This window comes from Aeromonas sp. SG16 (genome assembly GCF_024436135.1).
Lineage (GTDB): Bacteria > Pseudomonadota > Gammaproteobacteria > Enterobacterales > Aeromonadaceae > Aeromonas > Aeromonas jandaei.
Genome location: NZ_JANFNW010000001.1, coordinates 635773 through 654306 on the forward strand (window position 1 = coordinate 635773; position 18534 = coordinate 654306).

The 18534-nt window shown below is 56.2% G+C and carries 15 protein-coding genes; 13 read left to right on the forward strand and 2 right to left on the reverse strand.

The window, feature by feature from the left end; genetic code table 11:
- Positions 1 to 48: 48 nt before the first annotated feature.
- Entirely contained in the window at positions 49 to 1446 is a 1398-nt protein-coding gene (locus NOM67_RS02930) for an alpha-amylase family protein (protein WP_255933665.1), read from the reverse strand.
- Between the two features lie 297 nt (positions 1447 to 1743).
- On the opposite strand from NOM67_RS02930, the gene NOM67_RS02935 reads away from it, so the two are divergent.
- Positions 1744 to 1899, forward strand: a complete 156-nt coding sequence (locus tag NOM67_RS02935) for a hypothetical protein (protein WP_255933667.1) — start codon at positions 1744 to 1746, stop codon at positions 1897 to 1899.
- A 33-nt stretch (positions 1900 to 1932) separates the two neighbouring features.
- On the opposite strand, the gene NOM67_RS02940 is transcribed toward NOM67_RS02935, so the two are convergent.
- Positions 1933 to 2988, reverse strand: a complete 1056-nt coding sequence (locus NOM67_RS02940; protein WP_156852821.1) for a PA0069 family radical SAM protein — start codon at positions 2986 to 2988, stop codon at positions 1933 to 1935.
- A 174-nt stretch (positions 2989 to 3162) separates the two neighbouring features.
- Between NOM67_RS02940 and NOM67_RS02945 the strand changes: the two genes are divergently transcribed.
- The 12 genes from NOM67_RS02945 (at position 3163) to NOM67_RS03000 (ending at position 18491) form a co-directional block, all read left to right on the forward strand.
- Positions 3163 to 3750 carry a tetratricopeptide repeat protein gene (locus NOM67_RS02945; RefSeq protein WP_156852820.1) on the forward strand — a complete coding sequence of 196 codons (588 nt, stop codon included), beginning with the start codon at positions 3163 to 3165 and terminating at the stop codon, positions 3748 to 3750.
- A gap of 232 nt (positions 3751 to 3982) precedes the next feature.
- A complete protein-coding gene (thrS, locus tag NOM67_RS02950) occupies positions 3983 to 5911 on the forward strand; it encodes a threonine--tRNA ligase (protein WP_033112468.1) in 1929 nt (642 codons plus the stop codon).
- A gap of 21 nt (positions 5912 to 5932) precedes the next feature.
- Complete coding sequence (gene infC / locus NOM67_RS02955) at positions 5933 to 6463, forward strand: translation initiation factor IF-3 (protein ID WP_156852818.1); 531 nt, start codon at positions 5933 to 5935, stop codon at positions 6461 to 6463.
- Positions 6464 to 6549: 86 nt separating this feature from the next.
- Positions 6550 to 6747, forward strand: coding sequence for a 50S ribosomal protein L35 (rpmI, locus tag NOM67_RS02960; protein WP_005300673.1), 198 nt, complete (start codon positions 6550 to 6552; stop codon positions 6745 to 6747).
- A gap of 15 nt (positions 6748 to 6762) precedes the next feature.
- Positions 6763 to 7119, forward strand: coding sequence for a 50S ribosomal protein L20 (rplT, locus tag NOM67_RS02965; protein WP_005300683.1), 357 nt, complete (start codon positions 6763 to 6765; stop codon positions 7117 to 7119).
- A gap of 524 nt (positions 7120 to 7643) precedes the next feature.
- Positions 7644 to 8252, forward strand: coding sequence for a thiol:disulfide interchange protein DsbA/DsbL (locus NOM67_RS02970; RefSeq protein ID WP_156852817.1), 609 nt, complete (start codon positions 7644 to 7646; stop codon positions 8250 to 8252).
- A 689-nt stretch (positions 8253 to 8941) separates the two neighbouring features.
- Positions 8942 to 9925 (forward strand): phenylalanine--tRNA ligase subunit alpha, encoded by a 984-nt coding sequence (gene pheS / locus NOM67_RS02975; RefSeq protein ID WP_011706167.1) that lies wholly within the window; start codon positions 8942 to 8944, stop codon positions 9923 to 9925.
- Positions 9926 to 9937: 12 nt separating this feature from the next.
- Positions 9938 to 12325: a phenylalanine--tRNA ligase subunit beta gene (pheT, locus tag NOM67_RS02980; RefSeq protein ID WP_156852816.1), complete on the forward strand. Its 2388-nt coding sequence runs from the start codon at positions 9938 to 9940 to the stop codon at positions 12323 to 12325.
- A 3-nt stretch (positions 12326 to 12328) separates the two neighbouring features.
- On the forward strand, positions 12329 to 12625 hold the full coding sequence (ihfA, locus tag NOM67_RS02985) for an integration host factor subunit alpha (protein WP_005300715.1): 297 nt from the start codon (positions 12329 to 12331) through the stop codon (positions 12623 to 12625).
- Between the two features lie 15 nt (positions 12626 to 12640).
- The gene (locus NOM67_RS02990; RefSeq protein ID WP_255933725.1) at positions 12641 to 16612 is read left to right on the forward strand and encodes a transporter substrate-binding domain-containing protein; all 3972 of its coding nucleotides are present in this window, start codon (positions 12641 to 12643) and stop codon (positions 16610 to 16612) included.
- On the forward strand, positions 16599 to 17843 hold the full coding sequence (locus NOM67_RS02995; protein WP_156852814.1) for a response regulator: 1245 nt from the start codon (positions 16599 to 16601) through the stop codon (positions 17841 to 17843). The genes NOM67_RS02990 and NOM67_RS02995 overlap by 14 nt, the downstream gene beginning before the upstream one ends.
- Positions 17844 to 17846: 3 nt before the next feature.
- The gene (locus NOM67_RS03000; RefSeq protein ID WP_156852813.1) at positions 17847 to 18491 is read left to right on the forward strand and encodes a GNAT family N-acetyltransferase; all 645 of its coding nucleotides are present in this window, start codon (positions 17847 to 17849) and stop codon (positions 18489 to 18491) included.
- The last annotated feature ends 43 nt before the right edge of the window (positions 18492 to 18534 follow it).

Below are 18534 nucleotides of genomic sequence, written 5' to 3' on the forward strand. Positions count from 1 at the left end.
TCTTCGCCTGGGTATTTTTTTACCTGGGCCCGAGATGCCGGGGCATCATTACTCCTGCAGCCACATTCTGGCGCTGCGCGCAGGGATCGCCAGCCGTACCCACTGACTCTGCACATTGACTACCGCATTCTGATCGAGCACATCCCGGTAGTTGCGATACCAGTTCATCTCGTATCTGGTTGTATCGAGCCAGTACTCCTGCTCCTGCCCGCATTTGTTGATGCCAACCAGTCCCTGCTTGCCGCGTTTGAACAGTACAAAACAGTTATCGCTGCCGACCAACTGCATCGGTTGCCCTTGTACTGCATTGTGGAAGCGGATCATCCCCTTGAGATCGGCGCGCAGGTAGTAGTCCTGCCAGCGCAAGCCATCCTTGTCTCGGGTTTCGCCATGATCGGAGTAGACCAGTGGCGAGCCACCATCGCGCCCGAGCAGGTAGGCATAGGCCAGCGACTCGTCTGTCTGGTTCAGGATCTGGTAGCGGAAGCCGTCATTGGTGGGGATGTCGTGGGTGACCGCGAAGGTGACCGCACGGCTGCCAGGCAGTGCCTGCCCATAAGCACCCGGATCGGCCAGCAGGTTCATGCTGCCACCGTAACTGAAGGCGCCGCGCAGGGAAGCAAAGAGCGGGAAGTCGTAGGCGCCCTGACCGCTACTGTCGAGGTAGGGCTTGAGGAAGTTTTCATAGTCGCTGTTGCCGGCGCCCCCCGTGGTGATCACCTCGCCAAAGACGTGCATCCCCTGTTTGATTTCGGGAGTGAAGATGGCGTTGATCTGGTAATCACTCATGTGCTTGACCGCATCGACCCGAAAGCCTTTGATCCCCATCCCCTTGAGTGCCTGCAGGTAGGCCTGCTGCTGGCTCACCACCCAGTTGTTGGGGTCAAGATCCGGCAAGCCCTTGTCACCGGGTCCGCCGCACAGCCGCCAGTACTGGACATGGCCCGGATTGTTCCAGTCGGTGATGCACCCTTCCGGATGAAAATCCTGGCCGGAGAGGAAGTTTTGCCCCAGATCGCCAAACAGTTTTTGGAGCTCGAAGTAGCTGGGGTTGCTGGTGTAGCTCTGCAGCAGCTCGTTGCCGGGATAGTTGAGATCGCTGCGTTTCCAGCTTTCATTGGCCATGTGGTTGAGCACCACATCGGCGTAGACGGCGATACCTCGTGCCTTCATGGCGGCGATCAGCTGCTCGAGATCCTGCTTGTTGCCAAGGGGGGAGTCGACAAGGCGCAGATCCTGGGGTTGGTAACGGGCCCACCACTCGTTGCCCGAAGACTTCAGTGGCGGTGAGATGAGAACCTGTTTATAGCCGGCACTCTTGATGAGATCAGCTTTGGCAGTCACTTCACTGTACTTCCAGTTGAAGGCGTGCAGTATGACATCGGCGTGCGCCAAGGGGGTGATCAGCATACCTGCGATCGCCAGCATTCCCGCTGTGTGTTTCATTGTTATTTCCCTTTCTTGTTGTTGTCACTATGCCTGAAATGGGCAGAGCAGCTTTGGCACAATCAGGGTCAATCGCAATCGCATCCCGGTGGATTTGTGATGGATTTCAAGGTGAGTTCGCTGAAGTTGTGAGCAGTTTCAGATTTCGATGGTTCTGGTTGCTATGCTGCCGAGGTGACGTTTTTTAGTAATTTGTTTGTCACTGGCGTGTCATCACAGCGCGTTATCTTGTCCGGCGAGTGATGCATCCTGACATCACACTCAGCGTGGTTCACATTGACCGTACAGGAGCTGCATATGACCAGTTGGATAACCTGGGAGATCTGGTGGAGTCGGGTATGGGGTGAAGTGGAGTTGCCAACCCGTGGTAACGAGTCGCTGGAAGTGGCCCATGAGCCGTCACGACTCCCGGCAGAACTGTTGGAGCAGGGCAGGGATGAGCGCGCACCCTGAAGGCTTGCATGTTACATCGCAGCCTTTGGCTTTTTAGAAGAGTGTCAACTGTTCGCCCGGGCGGATAAAGAGATCCTCCCTTAATTGAACATGGCGCTTGCCAAGACCCAGCCGCTTGCTGATCAGGCGAAAGCGCTGGGACAACAGGTCGGCAAAGTGTCCCTCACCACGCATACGCGTGCCAAAGGCGGTACTGTTGAGCCCGCCACCGCGGCTGGCCCGCAGCTGGTTCAAAATTGCCTCCTTCTGGCCGGGATAGTGCTCATCCAGCCAGTCACTGAACAGCGGCGCCAGCTCGTGAGGCAAGCGCAGCAGGATATAGTCGGCGCAACAGGCGCCAGCGTTGGCTGCCGATTTGATGATCTGCTCCAGCTCCGGCTCATTGAGCCTCGGGATCATCGGGGCTGCCAGCACACCAACCCGTATCCCGGCGCTGGCCAGCTTCTCGACCACTTTCAAGCGCCCAGCGCCCGTGCTTGCGCGGGGCTCCAGCTGTCGCCGCAGGGTTTCATTCAAGGTTGTCACCGACACCATCACCTGACAGAGCCCCTCTCTGGCGAGTTCGCTCAGCAGGTCGAGATCGCGTAATATCATGGCGCTTTTGGTGATAAGCCCCACCGGATGGCGATGGGCCAACATCACTTCCAGCAGTTGACGGGTGAGACGATAGCGCTGCTCAACAGGCTGGTAGGGGTCGGTATTGGCGCCGATGACGATGCTCTGTGGCTGATACGCCGGTTTGGCAAACTCCCGGCGCAGCAATTCGGCTGCATTGAGCTTGGCAAACAGTTTGGTTTCGAAATCGAGGCCGGGGGATAGCTCCAGATAGGCGTGGCTGGGCCTTGCATAGCAGTAGATGCAGCCGTGTTCGCACCCCTGATAGGGGTTGATGGAGCGGCCAAAAGGCACATCCGGCGAGCTGTTGTAACTGATAATGCTGCGGGCCTCTATTTCGCGTACTTCTGTGCCGGGGGCAGAGGCTGTGAAGGCGGCATCCCAATCGGAAGAGTGCCAGCCATCGTCGACCGTCTCGATCCGCGGGCCGCTGAAACGGTGGTCGATATTGTGGTTGCTGCCTCGTCCGGCCATGAATTTTATCTTTACTGTATGTGTATACAGTTATTCTGTGATCATCGCTCACCAAAGACAAGTCTCTTTCTTACTACCCGACTTTAAATTGCATCGACAGGGCATCTCTGGCTTGATCCGGCGGCTACATTTCGTTTACATAAACAAAATGCGAACTGGATCACGGAAATCGATATGAGCCCAACCACGACTCGCTGGCTGTTCATTGCGCTGATCGCCCTGGTTATCTGGCGGCTTGTTCCGCTCACCACGGAGCAGGAGCTGGCATCGGCCAACCGTGCCTGGCGAACCGGCCATTTTGATGAGGCAACCCGGATCTGGTCGCCGCTGGCCGAGCAAGGGCAACCAAGGGCGCAGGCTCTCATGGGCTGGAGCCATGAAGTGGGGCAGGGGAGCGAGCAGGATATCAGTCGGGCCATCATGCTCTATCGTCAGTCGGCGCAGGCGGGCGATCCCTTTGGCCAATACCGGTTGGCGGATGCCTATTTGCGTGGTGCCGGGGTGAAGCGGGATCTGCGCGAAGCCTTTCACTGGATGGATCTTGCCGCCCGCAATGGCGATGTGCCGGCGATGCTGAAAGTCGGGGTGCTCCATCTGATGGGGGCGAGCGGGCGTGTCGATCTCTCACAGGGGAAACAGTGGCTCTATCAGGCGGCGCAAAAGGGCAACAAACTGGCGCTTCACGTGCTGCAGCAACTGGCCCTGGCCGAGGAGGGCGCCAGCGCTTTTGACTTCAACTGGCAGCCGCTGCTTGGTGAATAGTCGGCAAGCATCTCATTTAACTGTAGAAAATCTCATCAAACCCGATACAGCCACGGTTACTTCTGGTAGCATGGGGCCGTTTTGGCTTGGTTTGTCACCTTGAATCTTTCGTTCGGGTGGCGGGCCGTCTTCGCAAAGTGCTGTGGAGAACCAGAACATCACCTTTTTGAATCTCTTTTCCATCCCGCATGTGACCTTTGGTAGGGGTCACCACTGTATAAGGAAACATATAATGCCAATCATTACTCTGCCTGACGGCAGCCAACGTCAATTTGCCCACTCTGTTTCCGTCATGGATGTGGCTGCGGACATCGGTCCCGGTCTCGCCAAGGCGTGCATTGCCGGTCGGGTAAACGGTGAACTGGTGGATGCGTGCGAGCTGATCGAAGCCGATGCCTCGCTGGCCATCATCACTGCCAAAGACGAAGAAGGTCTGGACATTCTGCGCCACTCCTGCGCCCACTTGCTGGGTCACGCTATCAAGCAACTCTGGCCCCAGACCAAGATGGCCATCGGTCCTGTCATCGACAACGGCTTCTACTATGACGTTGATCTTGACCGTACCCTGACCGATGAAGATCTGGCTGCCCTGGAAGAGCGCATGCTGGCGCTGGTAGCCAAGGATTACGACGTTATCAAGAAAAAGGTCTCCTGGCAGGAAGCGCGCGACGTGTTCGCTGCCCGTGGCGAGACCTACAAGGTCGAAATCCTGGATCAGAACATTGCCCGTGATGACAAGCCCGGTCTTTATCATCACGAAGAGTACATCGACATGTGTCGTGGCCCGCACGTGCCCAACATGCGTCACTGCCACCACTTCAAGTTGCTGAAGATGTCCGGCGCCTACTGGCGTGGCGACTCCAACAACAAGATGCTGCAGCGTATCTACGGTACTGCCTGGGCTGACAAGAAGCAGCTCAAGGCCTATCTGCAGCGTCTGGAAGAGGCCGCCAAGCGCGACCACCGCAAGATCGGCAAGCAGCTCGACCTGTATCACATGCAGGAAGAAGCGCCGGGCATGGTGTTCTGGCACAACGATGGCTGGACCATCTTCCGCGAGCTGGAAACCTTCATCCGCGGCAAGCTCAAAGAGTACGACTATCAGGAAGTGAAAGGTCCGTTCATGATGGACCGCGTTCTGTGGGAGCGTTCAGGTCACTGGGAGAAATATGCCCAGGCCATGTTCACCACCCAGTCCGAGAACCGCGAGTACGCCATCAAGCCGATGAACTGCCCGGGTCACGTCCAGATCTTCAACCAGGGTCTGAAATCCTACCGCGATCTGCCGCTGCGTATGGCCGAGTTTGGCTCTTGCCACCGCAACGAGCCGTCAGGATCCCTGCACGGTCTGATGCGGGTGCGCGGCTTTACTCAGGATGACGCGCACATCTTCTGTACTGAAGAGCAGATCATGGAAGAGGTCTCCGGCTGTATTCGTATGGTCTATGACGTCTACGGTACTTTTGGCTTCGAGAACATCGTGGTCAAGCTCTCCACTCGTCCGGAACAGCGTATCGGCTCCGACGAAATGTGGGATCGTGCCGAGCAGGCACTGGCAGAAGCGCTGGAGCTCAACGGTCTGAAATACGATCTGCAACCGGGTGAAGGTGCCTTCTACGGTCCGAAGATCGAATTTACCCTGCACGATTGTCTTGATCGTGCGTGGCAGTGTGGTACCGTGCAGCTCGACTTTGCCCTGCCGGGCCGTCTGGGCGCCACCTATGTAGGTGAAAACAACGAGCGCCACGTGCCAGTCATGATCCACCGTGCGATTCTGGGCTCCATCGAGCGCTTTATCGGTATCCTGACTGAAGAGTACGCAGGCCTGTTCCCGGCCTGGCTGGCTCCGACCCAGGCAGTGGTCATGAATATCACCGACAATCAGGCCGAATATGCAGTGAAAGTAGCCAAAGCATTGAATGATGCGGGCCTTCGTGCAAAAGCGGACTTGAGAAATGAGAAGATTGGCTTTAAAATCCGCGAGCATACTTTGAAGCGAGTACCTTTCATGCTGGTCTGTGGCGATAAAGAAGTTGAAGCCGGCCAGATTGCAGTACGTACTCGTAAAGGGGCTGACCTGGGCACTTATCCTGTTGAAGAGTTCATCGCTCTGTTGACCCAGGAAGTTCAGACCCGCGGACAAAAGAAAGTGGAGGAATAAGCTATAAAAGGCGGAAAAAAACTGGGCAAGCAACCGCAAGCCCGCGCTCACCGGATCAATGAAGAGATCCGTCTGAAAGAAGTTCGTTTGGCTGGTCTGGATGGCGAAGCACTTGGCATCGTCTCTATCCAGGAAGCACTGAACTTGGCCGCTGAGGCCGAAGTGGATCTGGTCGAGATCAGTCCGAACGCTGAGCCGCCCGTTTGCCGGATCATGGATTACGGCAAATTCCTCTACGAAAAGAGCAAAACCACCAAAGAACAGAAGAAAAAGCAGAAAGTCGTCCAGGTTAAGGAAATCAAATTCCGTCCTGGCACTGACGAAGGCGACTATCAGGTAAAACTACGCAACCTGGTTCGCTTTCTGGAAGACGGGGACAAGGCTAAGGTCACCCTGCGCTTCCGTGGTCGTGAAATGGCACACCAGGAGCTTGGTATCAAGGTTCTGGAGCGCGTCAAGAACGATCTGGAAGAGTTGGCCGTAGTCGAATCGTTCCCGAAAGTCGAAGGCCGTCAAGCTGTGATGGTTCTCGCACCTAAGAAGAAATCTTAAGGCCCACAAGAAATTGACTCATGGGGCTAGCTCCATGAGTCGGTTCGCCTTGCGATTTTGTTGTCACTCACAATGCGGAGTATGAAATGCCGAAGATGAAAACCAACCGGGGCGCCGCAAAGCGCTTCAAGAAGACTGGCTCAGGTCGCTTCAAGTGCAAGCACAACCACCTGCGTCACATCCTGACCAAGAAGAGCAGTAAGCGTAAGCGTCAGCTGGGACCGAAGTTCTTTGTTTCCGCTGCCGACCACAAACGTGTTGTCGCTTGTCTGCCGTACGCATAAGGGGGGATGTGAAAAATGCCAAGAGTTAAACGTGGTGTGACTGCTCGTGCTCGTCACAAGAAAGTAATGAAAGCCGCCAAGGGTTACTACGGCGCCCGTTCCCGTGTTTACCGCGTAGCGGTACAAGCGGTAACCAAAGCTGGTCAGTATGCCTACCGTGACCGTCGCCAGAAAAAGCGTCAGTTCCGTCAACTGTGGATTGCGCGTATCAACGCTGCTGCCCGTCAGAACGGTCTGTCCTACAGCCGTCTGATCAACGGTCTGAAGAAGGCTTCTATCGAGATCGATCGCAAGATCCTGTCCGATATCGCCGTTCACGACAAGCTGGCTTTCACCGCCCTGGTTGAAAAAGCTAAAGCAGCTCTGGTCTAATCCCCAGCTCTGTTATAAAAAATAAAGGAGGCTCAGGCCTCCTTTTTTGTTGGTGTAATATTTAATTTCAGTGTTTATATATATTCACTAGTGAACTAAATCAAGATTGAAAATATTAATTCAAAATTATAAATAAAGTTTCATCTTATCTATCTAGCGTAATAATTTTTCCGAAACGTATAGTTACGCTGTCTTTGCGATTTTCCATCAATGTTTATCTTGGTGCCGCTTCTGGTTATATATAGTTTATATCTAAACTATTCTTTGCATTATTTAATAACTGCTAGGTGTGCAAGTCCAGATTCTACGGGAGCTCGGTATTATATTGTGACTGTAAATCTTTAATAAAAGAACATTGAGGTAAGAATAGATTTTCTATTTGTATTGCAACAGGGATAGATTTATTTTTATTATTATCCTCGTATGCAATAGTATTCTTGTGCAAGAGATGATGTTTGTTCAGCTTTTAGCAAGGTCGAAATTCCTATAATGAAATTTTTGTCTGACCATCAACTGGAAGTTTTATGAAAAAAATTCTTTTGATCCTTGCTGCTATCTTTATGCTTCCCTGCGCTAATGCGGCTCCAGAGTTCAAAGAGGGGGTCAACTATGATGTCCTCAAGCAAACAGCTACTGCTCAACCAGAGGTATTGGAGTTTTTCTCTTACTACTGCCCGCCATGTGCGAAATTTGAACCCATCGTTGAGCAGTTACAACATGACCTCCCCAAAGAGGTAGCTATCAAGAAGAATCCGGTCGCTTTTTTTGGGCGCGATATGGCCCAGGAGATGCAACGGGCTTATGCAACCGCAACACTACTTAATGTTGAAAGCAAGTTAACTCCATCACTCTTTCATAAAATCCAGGTACAGCGCCAAGCTCCACAAAATCGTGATGATATTAAAAAGCTCTTTGTAGAGAATGGCGTACAGGTAGAGGCATTTGATAACACGGTTGATAGCTTTGCAGTTTCATCCATGGTAAGCCAGTTCGATCGTAACACAGAGAAATATAATATTCGTAGTACCCCGACATTTATTGTCAACGGCAAGTATATGATAAAGATTGAGTCTATCAACTCACAAGAGCAGTTCACCCAATTGATCAAATATCTTTTGGCAAAGGATGCATAATTTAATTTACTCGGATATAACGAGAGTTATTAACTCGCTTTGTTATTTTAAATAAAACAATACAAGAGATGATGTTGTCATCGGCATCATCTCTTTTTATTGGAGGTAGATCTCATAGCGTCTCCGACAGATAATCAACGTTGATATTTTGTGGTTTATAGCAGGTCTTTCCCGTGATTGGATTGACGTAGCCAAACAGGGGAGGGGGGATTGATGCGCTTTATAAGCGATTATTGGGTTAACTGTCGGGTTGTATAGTATCTATCACCCTGTTTCGTCCTATGGAGACATCAGCAGTGACCCGCGCCAGCGTCAGAGCCGTGATACAAGACTGCAGATCAGATGTTGTTCACGTTGAGGGTAGTGGGGACTCTATTTGGTATGTGGAGCCTTTGTATTTCTTTGTGTTTGACGGCGATCCATTTGCTTCCACGCTCATGCTCATAAGGTCGGATGGACCTATACGACACGACTTCATAGGGTATACATATGCCAACAAACTTGGTGTTGATAACACTATTTAAAACAAGGGTAGGGGGAACTCGAGACTCACTTGATATAACAAAATGATTTCTAGGGAGAAAAGCGGGCCTTAACTATGGTCAGAGAAGGGGCTTTTTTTGTATTATTCCCCTCTTGACCTTATTTAGCCTAAAGGCTCCTGTACCGGGAGTGGTGACGAGGAAGACATGCAACAGCTTGAAGAAGTAGTCGGCCAAGCCAGAGCCGAAATTGAGGGCGTAAGCGACATCGCCGCCCTCGACGAAATCCGGGTCAAATATCTGGGTAAAAAGGGCTTTTTTACCGAGCAGATGAAGGGCCTGGGTGCCTTGTCTGCCGAAGAGCGTCCCGCCGCGGGCGCCGTGATCAACCAGGCCAAACAGCAGGTTCAGGATGCCCTGAACGAGCGTCGTGAAGCCCTCGAAATCGCTGTGCTGAATCAGAAGCTGGCTGCCGAGACCATCGACGTCAGCCTGCCGGGCCGCCGCATCGAGAATGGCGGTCTGCACCCGGTGACTCGCACCATCGAGCGTATCGAGCGCCTGTTTGGCGAGATGGGCTTCAAGGTTGCCCGTGGTCCCGAGATTGAAGATGGTTTCCACAACTTCGATGCGCTGAATATTCCGGCTCACCATCCGGCGCGTACCGATCACGATACCTTCTACTTCAATCCTGATCTGATGTTGCGTACCCACACCTCCGGTGTGCAGATCCGCACCATGGAGCATCAGCAGCCGCCGATCCGCATCATCGCGCCGGGCCGCGTCTATCGTAACGACTACGACATGACCCATACCCCGATGTTCCACCAAGTCGAAGGCCTGCTGGTCGACGAGCATGCCAGCTTTACCGAACTGAAGGGCATTCTGCACGACTTCCTGCGCAACTACTTCGAGGAAGATCTGACCATTCGCTTCCGTCCTTCCTATTTCCCGTTCACCGAGCCGAGCGCCGAAGTCGACGTGATGGGCAAGAACGGCAAGTGGCTGGAAGTGCTGGGCTGCGGCATGGTGCACCCGAATGTACTGCGTTCGGTTGGCATCGATCCGGAAAAATACTCCGGCTTTGCCTTCGGCATGGGCGTTGAGCGCCTGACCATGCTGCGTTACGGGGTCAACGACCTGCGTGCCTTCTTCGAAAACGACCTGCGCTTCCTCAAGCAGTTCAAGTAAGGGCGAGAGAACATGAAATTCAGTAAATCCTGGGTGATGGAGTGGGTCCGCACCGAGTTGAGTGACAATGCACTGGCCGAGCAGATCACCATGGCCGGTCTGGAAGTGGACGCCGTGGAAGCGGTGGCTGGCCAGTTCAACAATGTGGTCGTGGGTGAAGTGGTCGAGTGTGCCCAGCATCCGGATGCCGACAAACTGCGGGTGACCAAGGTCAACGTGGGCGAGGCCGAGCTGCTGGATATCGTCTGCGGCGCGCCGAACTGCCGTCAGGGCCTGAAAGTGTGCGTTGCCAAAGTAGGGGCGACCCTGCCGGGTGATTTCACCATCAAGAAAGCCAAGCTGCGCGGTCAGCCGTCCCACGGCATGCTCTGCTCCTTCAGCGAGCTGGGGATTGACGTCGAAGCCGATGGCATCATCGAGCTGCCGCTGGATGCGCCCATCGGGACCGATATCCGCGAATACCTTGCGCTCAATGACGTCAGCATCGATGTGGATCTGACCCCGAACCGTGCCGATTGCCTCGGCATCGCAGGCCTGGCCCGAGAAATCGGCGTGCTCAACAGCGTTGACGTGGTCGAGCCGACCTGGACACCAGCTGTTGCCACCATTGATGCAACTTTCCCGATCCGGGTTGAAGCGCCTGCCGATTGCCCCCGTTATCTGGGCCGAGTCATCAAGGGGCTGAACCTGCAGGCCCAGAGCCCGCTCTGGATGCAAGAGAAGCTGCGTCGTGGCGGCATTCGTTCCATCGATGCCATCGTCGACATCACCAACTACCTGCTGCTGGAATACGGGCAGCCGATGCATGCCTTCGATCTGGCAACGCTGGAAGGGGAACTGGTGGTGCGCCGTGCCCACGCTGATGAGCCGATGACCCTGCTCGACGGCAACGAGGTGAAGCTCAAAGAGACTACTCTGGTTATTGCCGATGCCAAAGGCCCTGCCTGTATGGCAGGTATTTTCGGTGGCAATCGCACCGGTGTCTCCGAGGCCACCACCGACATCCTGCTGGAGTGCGCCTTCTTCGCACCGCTCTCCATCACCGGCCGTGCCCGTGCCTACGGTCTGCACACCGATTCTTCCCACCGCTTCGAGCGCGGGGTGGATCCGGAGCTGCAGGCCAAGGTGATGGATCGTGCCACCCGCCTGCTGCTGGATATCTGCGGCGGCGAAGCGGGTCCGGTCATTGAGGTCAAATCCGATGCCCATCTGCCGAAAGCGGCACCCATCAAGCTGCGTCGCACCAAGCTCGACAAGGTGATCGGCATCAGCGTGGCGGATGCTCAGGTGGTCGAGATCCTGACCCGTCTGGGCATGCAGGTAACCGTTGAAGCTGACGGCTGGACTGCGCTGGCACCCTCCTGGCGTTTCGACATCGCCATCGAGGAAGACCTCATCGAGGAAGTGGCCCGTATCTACGGCTACAACAACATCCCTAACCTGAAACCAGCCGCCTCTCTGGCGATGGTAGAGCAGGCAGAAGGGCAGGTGACCTTGAAGCGCGTGCGCGACCTGCTGGTTGACCGAGGCTTCCAGGAAGCGATCACCTATAGCTTCGTCGATCCCAAGACCCAGCAAACCCTGTTCCCGCAGAGCGATGCCATCGTGCTGCCGAACCCGATTTCGGTCGAGATGTCCGCCATGCGTGTCTCTCTGTTCCCGGGTCTGGTGCAAGCCGTTGTTTATAACCAGAACCGTCAGCAGCCGCGGGTGCGTCTGTTCGAGCAGGGCCTGCGTTTCATCAAGGACGAAAATGCCGAGAACGGCATCCGTCAGGAGCCGATGCTGGCCGGTATCATCACCGGCAACCAGAGCGACGAGCACTGGGACATCAAAACCCGCGCAGCCGACTTCTTTGATTTGAAAGGGGATCTGGAAGCGGTGCTGGACTTGACCGCCGAAGGAGCCACCTTTACCTTCGAGCGTGCAGAGCACAGTGCCCTGCATCCGGGTCAGAGTGCCGCCATTCTGCGCAATGGCGTGGTGATTGGCCACATTGGCGTGATCCACCCGAGCCTCGAGAAGAAGTTGGGTCTGAAGAGCCGCGCCGTCATGTTCGAACTGGAGCTGGACAAGCTGACTCCGGCCAAAGTACCGGTTGCTGCCGAAGTATCCAAGTTCCCGGCTAACCGTCGTGACATCGCCGTGGTGGTTGATCGTCAGGTTCTGGCAGGGGATGTTCTGGCAGTAATTAAAAAAGTTGGCGGAAATCAGGTAGTTGGAATAAACTTGTTTGACGTATACCAGGGTGCTGGTATGGCTGAGGACAAGAAGAGCCTGGCCATCAGTCTTGTTCTGCAAGATACCCAGCGCACCCTGGAGGAGAAAGAGATTGCCGAGACCGTAGACAATGTCGTGCGGGCCCTTGGTGAAGAGTTGAATGCATCCTTGAGGGATTGATCTATGGCGCTTACCAAAGCCGACATTGCAGAGCACCTGTTCACCCAGCTCGGGATGAGCAAGCGTGAAGCCAAAGATATGGTGGAAGCCTTCTTTGAAGAGATCAGACAAGCGCTTGAGCGTGGTGAACAAGTCAAAATCTCAGGCTTCGGTAACTTTGACCTTCGTGAGAAGAATCAGCGTCCCGGACGTAACCCCAAGACTGGCGAAGATATTCCTATCAGTGCCCGTCGCGTGGTGACCTTCCGGCCTGGCCAGAAACTCAAGGCCAGGGTAGAAAATGTTGAACCCAACGAGTGATAAAAAGCCAGGCAAATGCCTGGCTTTTACTTATCGATGATAAAAAAATCTCTATTATTGCTGGGAGCCATGCTGGCCATGCCACTGCAGGCCATGATGCTTCCCCTCGATCCGGCAACCCAGGCTTACCTTCGCTCCATCAAAGAGCTCAAGGTGTGCTACCCGGCAGCACTTCCCCCGCCTTATGTCACCCCTGATGGTGGCTTGCTAAAAGATCGCCTGCTCCGTCTTGCCGATATGTTGCCTGTGCCATTGAAGCTCTCCGAGATGGCCGACTGGCAGGCTGCCCGCGCCGCCTTGCAGCGTGGTGCATGCGACATTATCCCCCATATCGGCACCCTGGGTAGAGAGGAGACCGGCCTGCTGGTAAGCCGTCCCATGATGGAGACGGACGCCGCCATTCTCTATCGGGGCGATCTTCGTCAGGCAACGTTTCTGGTCTCTTCCGCCACGGATACCCGCGCAATTTTGCGTGAATTGCATCCGGGGGCTGAGCTTAGAACCCTGAGGAGAGGGGAGAGTATCTACTCAGCTCTTGAGGGGGAGAAGAACTCCGCCTATCTGGGGGACTATCTCCAGCTGCGCTACCTGATGCGCGAATATCCTGCCGATGGCTTGCGTCTGCGCCGTCTGCTGGGTGATGAGCGGGTGGTCAGCTATCGCCTGATGATGCGCAACGATCCCGAGCTGGCCAAGTTTGTCGATACGCTTATTCGTTATATGCCCGCTGGTACCCTCTATACCGACCTGAGCCGCTACATGGATCAGGGGGCGCTCTATATCAACCGGCTCCATTTCAATGACGCCGAACAGGCCTGGCTTTCTGGCAGAAGGCGGGTTGTGCGTCTGGTGATGAACCCGCAGCTGATGCCCTACAGTGGCATCAACGATCAGGGCGAAGCAAAAGGGTGGAGCGCAGATATCCTGAATTGGGTAACTCAGGAGAGTGGCCTCAAATATATGCTGGTACCGGCAGCTACCAAGGCCGAGGCGATAGAGAAGCTGCGCAGCGGTGAGGCCGACATGATGGCCGGTTTGCCGGAGTCTCCCGAGCTTGCCGATGACTTTACTTTTAGCCGGATGATCTCCATCAACCGTTTTGCTCTGATCAGCAAGCACGCCATCAGCGCAGACAAATTCTCCCAGCTGGGCAAACAGCGGATCCTGGTGCCGGAATCGCTCTACGATCCCTCTCTGCTGGCACAGCTGGGTGATCAGGAATGGGTCCGCACCGATGACCTGAGCCAGGGCATCACGTTGCTGCAGCAAGGCAAGGCTGACGCCATGCTGAGCGAGCTGTACCAGTTGCAATATCCGCAGCGCACCCATCTGCTGGAAGGGCTTCAGATCAAGGAGCTGGATGATAGATTCGGACTCGGCTTTGCCATTCGCAAGGATCAGACCGAGCTGGCCGGCGTGATAGACAGAAACCTGATGGCTCTGACCAATACCCAGATCGACGAACTTAACCAGCGTTGGCGCCGTCTGGTGGTGATGCAGCAATCCGGAGTCAGTTATGGTGCCTGGTTTGGCTCCATCGCGCTGGCGCTGCTGATCAGTGGTATCGTGATCGGGGTGATCTGGCGTTCGCGCCAGCAGCTGGCCCGCGAGGTCGCCCAGCGGCAGGCGGCTGAAAAAGCGCTGGCGATCGAAAGTGAGCTGCGCGAAACCATGTTTCAGGCCCTTCCTGTTCCCGTCTATTTGCGTAATGAACAGGGAAGGGTGATCAAATCCAACAAGCAGGGGCACCGGCTTTCACTGCGTTACGGCACGGAACTGCTGTTGCCCGAGGTGCAATCACAAAAGAGCGAAGGGGAGTTGAGCCTTGGCGAGCAGGTGTTTGCCTATGTGCAGCATCCGCTGCGGCTGGAGAAGCAGGCGCCAGCAACCGATCTTATCGCCTTGTCCGATATCAGCGCCCTGCGCCAGCAGGCCCGCATCCTGCGTCAGGCTGAGCGACGGCTGCGTGCTTTGACCAATACCGTGCCCGGGGTGGTGCTGCAATTCCTTCTGGTTCAGGAGAACGTGGGCACCATCGAGTTCATCAGCCGTGGCTGTTACGAGTTGTTGGGGCTGGCCAGCCAGCAGATCCGCCGTGAACCGGCTCGGGTGCTTGACCTGCTGGAGCGCGAAGATTTGCAACTGGCGCGCAGTACCATGTTCGCCATGCTGCATGAGGGCAAGCCCTTCGTCTGTACCCTGCGCTATCACCATCCCGAGCAGGGTCTGCGCTGGTTGCAGCTCTCCGGGCGTGGTCGCAGCCAGCCGCAAGGGTGGCGCATCTATGCGGTGATGCAGGATGTGACGGCGCGGGTTGAACAGGAGCAGGCTCTGCAACTCTCGCATGAAGAGGCACAGCAGGCGGTGCAGGCCAAGGGACGTTTTCTGGCGGCCATCAGCCACGAGATCCGCACTCCGATGAACGCCATTCTCGGCCTGCTGGAGTGGCTCGCCAGCACCCCGCTCTCCCAGGAGCAGGGCTCTGCGCTGGCACGGATCCGTCAGGCCGGGGACGAGTTGCTCGGCCTGCTCAACGACGTGCTCGATTTCAGCCGCAATGAGAACAGCAAATTGTCGCTCTCGCCCCAGCCGACCGATTTCACCGAGCTGTGCGAACACGTGGCGGCGGTGCACTGGACCAAGGCCAGAGCCAAGCAGCTGCAATTGCGTTTGCAGCTTGATCCGGCGATGCCCGCCTTGCAGACCCTCGATCCCCATCGTATCCAGCAGGTTCTGCACAACCTGCTCTCCAATGCCATCAAGTTCAGTCACCGTGGCGAGGTGGTGCTGTGGGCCGAGAGTATGGGCTCGACCCTGCGTTTTGGCGTGGACGATCAGGGGCCGGGTATTACCGACGAGATGAGACCAACCCTCTTCATGCCGTTTGAACAGTTCGCGGTGGCGGGGCAGCTGAGGGCGCCGGGGACCGGCCTCGGGCTTGCCATCTGCAAGCAGCTTATCGAGCAGATGGGGGGGCTCATAGATGTCGAACCCAGAGCGGGAGGCGGCAGCCGCTTCTTCTGCGAGTTGCCGCTCAAACTGCTCAAACAGGCGCATCATTGGCAGCCCAAGGTGCGAGAGCTGGCGCTCTCACTGCCTCCCGATGAGGTGAAGCAACTTGCTCCCTGGTTGGCAAGATTCGGGGTTGAGGTATCTGGCACGGCAAACCGCAGGTTGCAGGCTCAGGTCGATGAGAAGGGATTCTATTACTGGGAGTGGCAGGGGGAACCCTGGGTGCCCGGAACCGTCATCAATCTGTTGCAACCCAGGCTGGATGCCGCAGAGCCCTCTTCGGCAACCCGCCCCGGTCTTGGTATGCGGGTGCTGCTGGTAGAAGATCACGATGTCAATCGGGAGCTGATCAAGCTGCAGCTGGGACAGCTGGGGGCCGAGGTACTGACCGCTGCCAATGGCCAGCTGGCACTCGATGTACTGGCCGATCACGAGGTGGATCTGGTGTTGACCGATCTGCAGATGCCGGTTATGAATGGCGCCGATCTCTGCCGCATGCTGCGTGGCTCGCCTTGCTGGCGCAATCTGCCTGCCTATGTGATTACTGCAGATCTCAGTGAACAGGCGGCTATCGAGCTGCAATCGTGCGGTTGCAACGGGCATCTCGACAAGCCTGTCGCGTTAAGGGAGCTGGCCGCCATGCTGCACCAGCTTGGCAAGAAAGAGGGAAGGATTGCCGAGCCTGCAGCTGCTTCATCGCTGCTCTCAAAAGAGCTGGCACAGCTCTATCTGGATACAACCAGAGCCGATCTGGCGGCTCTGGAGCAGTGTCTGGCAAATAAGGATGAGCAAGGGGTTAATGCCGCTTTACACAAATTGAAAGGGGCCGCCAGAATGGTAGGAGCAACCGCCATCGTCACTGTCATTGACGAGTGGCAGCAATCGAAGCACAGCGAATTGGCTGTCAGGTTAACCCGGGCGCTGGATGGGGTCAGCCAGCATTTGACCAAGAGGGCTGAAGATGATCATCACTGATGAAGAACTGCTGGCGCTGCTTAACTCGGAAGATCCCGGGTTGGCCGGTTTTCGTCCTATTGCGCTCTATGCTCTCGATTGCGCCTCTTACGAGATGGCCAAGCAGGCGACGCTGCCAAATTATGTGGCGCTGCACCGCACCCAGCCTGATGCCTGCTGGCAGTGGGAGGGGCTCTTCTCGGCAGGAGCCATCGCGCTCTATGATCCCGACTCGCACCGTACGGCGGATTACTTTCCTCAGCTCCAGTTGCATAACGGTATCTACGCCATCGAAGAGGATTGGCAGGGAGGTTTGCTATCAAGCTATCAGGCGTGGAGCAACTGGCTTGCTGCCAGCCGGATCCTGCTGCTGGAAGATCACCCGTTTCAGGGGATGCAGTTGCAGCAAACCATCGCCGGACTGGGGCTGACCTGTCACTGGGTGCAGGATGAGCAAGCCTGCCTTGCGGCGCTGGGTGAGGGGAGCACTCGTCTGCTCATCTGCGATCTCAGCCTGGTGGATCAGGATGCCATCAGCCTGCTGATGGGCCAGCCACAGTTGCAGTCAGACGGGCTGCCGATCATTTTGCTCTCCGCCCATGAGCAGACCCTGATCGATGGTGCTCGTCGCCTGCTGCACGATGCCGGCTTCAATATTCTGGCTGCGCTGGCCAAACCGCTCGATTGCGATGAACTGCTCAGGTTGCTGCGTGGTCTCTATCTTGGCCCGCTGCGCCAGCGCCGACTGAGCGGCCAGCGCCGCACCATCACGACCTGGCAGGGTCAGGTACTGGGACAACTCGGCCTGCTCTCTAGCCCCACCACTTCAGCACCGATCTGGCTGGCCGTGAGCGGCTTGCCCCCTCGTTGGGAGCGGCTCAAGGAGTGGCTGGCGGAGCAGTCGCGAACCCCGTCCGAGCTGACGCTGCTTATCCATCGCCGTGATCACCTGCTCAGCAATCCGGATCGTTTTGCGCTGGTGCTGCAGGCCAGTCTGGCGGGGAGCAAGCTGGCGCTACTGCTCGACAACAACCAGCATCTGCCGTTCGATCTGCTGGAGCGGCTGCCGCTGCAATCCTTGCTGCTGGGGCAGGGGATGCTCTCCGATATCGAGTCGTTGAGCGCCGATTCGCTGCTTGGCCGATTTATGGCGCGGGTGCGGGAACTCGGAGTCGACATCTATCTGGATGACCCCTACAACCTGCTTGATGTCGAGATGTGGCAAGAGCGCGGTATCGTGGGGCGCTGGTAGCCCATGCCCCGCTATCTCTGCTGGCCCATGCAGCGGGAGCGTCTGGCCAAAGGGCTGGAGGGGTGGCCTTATCCGGTGGCCCGCTCGGCCCTGCCGATTGAGATGAATCTCTCCGGGGAAGCCTGTCTGCTGCGCGAGCAGCTCGGGGTCGAGCCGGCGCAGATGCTGGCCGCCTATGAGGATCTCAGCGCCCAGAGCATCTATCTGCGCTTCATGCGGGCAAAGAGAACCCCCTCGCCAGAGCTGGTATCACACTTTCTCGACTACAACCCGGAGCAGCAGATTGCCCTGTTGCTGACGGATATGGCGGGACGTCCGCTGGCACAGGCCCAATCCATTCGTCGCCGCCTTCATCCTGATCGGGCTGAGTTTTCCTGTATCGTGGCGGATCACTTTCAGCATCGCGGGGCGGGGCGGCGGATCTTGCTGGCATTGGCGCTGCTGGCCAGAGCTGGGGGGATTGCCGAGTGGACGGCCGAAGTGCTGGCCCAGAATCGCCCCATGTTGCTGATGCTCAAGCGGTTGGGGCTGCCGCTGACTCTGGTGACCGGTCGCGAGATGGTCTTCGCTCGCCTCGATTTGAGCGTGCTGGACGAGTGGCTGCCAGCAGAGGTTGTCCACGCCATTACTAAGACCAAGGGCGAATAGAGCCACTTTTTACCATGTGCTAAGGTCACACCTAATGCGCAGG

Bases quoted from the DNA above. Each gene is read 5' to 3' on its own strand.
- NOM67_RS02930 (WP_255933665.1), bottom strand. From the start codon at position 1,446: ATGAAACACACAGCGGGAATGCTGGCGATCGCAGGTATGCTGATCACC.
- NOM67_RS02935 (WP_255933667.1), top strand. From the start codon at position 1,744: ATGACCAGTTGGATAACCTGGGAGATCTGGTGGAGTCGGGTATGGGGT.
- NOM67_RS02940 (WP_156852821.1), bottom strand. From the start codon at position 2,988: ATGGCCGGACGAGGCAGCAACCACAATATCGACCACCGTTTCAGCGGC.
- NOM67_RS02945 (WP_156852820.1), top strand. From the start codon at position 3,163: ATGAGCCCAACCACGACTCGCTGGCTGTTCATTGCGCTGATCGCCCTG.
- thrS (WP_033112468.1), top strand. From the start codon at position 3,983: ATGCCAATCATTACTCTGCCTGACGGCAGCCAACGTCAATTTGCCCAC.
- rpmI (WP_005300673.1), top strand. From the start codon at position 6,550: ATGCCGAAGATGAAAACCAACCGGGGCGCCGCAAAGCGCTTCAAGAAG.
- rplT (WP_005300683.1), top strand. From the start codon at position 6,763: ATGCCAAGAGTTAAACGTGGTGTGACTGCTCGTGCTCGTCACAAGAAA.
- NOM67_RS02970 (WP_156852817.1), top strand. From the start codon at position 7,644: ATGAAAAAAATTCTTTTGATCCTTGCTGCTATCTTTATGCTTCCCTGC.
- pheS (WP_011706167.1), top strand. From the start codon at position 8,942: ATGCAACAGCTTGAAGAAGTAGTCGGCCAAGCCAGAGCCGAAATTGAG.
- pheT (WP_156852816.1), top strand. From the start codon at position 9,938: ATGAAATTCAGTAAATCCTGGGTGATGGAGTGGGTCCGCACCGAGTTG.
- ihfA (WP_005300715.1), top strand. From the start codon at position 12,329: ATGGCGCTTACCAAAGCCGACATTGCAGAGCACCTGTTCACCCAGCTC.
- NOM67_RS02990 (WP_255933725.1), top strand. From the start codon at position 12,641: ATGCCTGGCTTTTACTTATCGATGATAAAAAAATCTCTATTATTGCTG.
- NOM67_RS02995 (WP_156852814.1), top strand. From the start codon at position 16,599: ATGATCATCACTGATGAAGAACTGCTGGCGCTGCTTAACTCGGAAGAT.
- NOM67_RS03000 (WP_156852813.1), top strand. From the start codon at position 17,847: ATGCCCCGCTATCTCTGCTGGCCCATGCAGCGGGAGCGTCTGGCCAAA.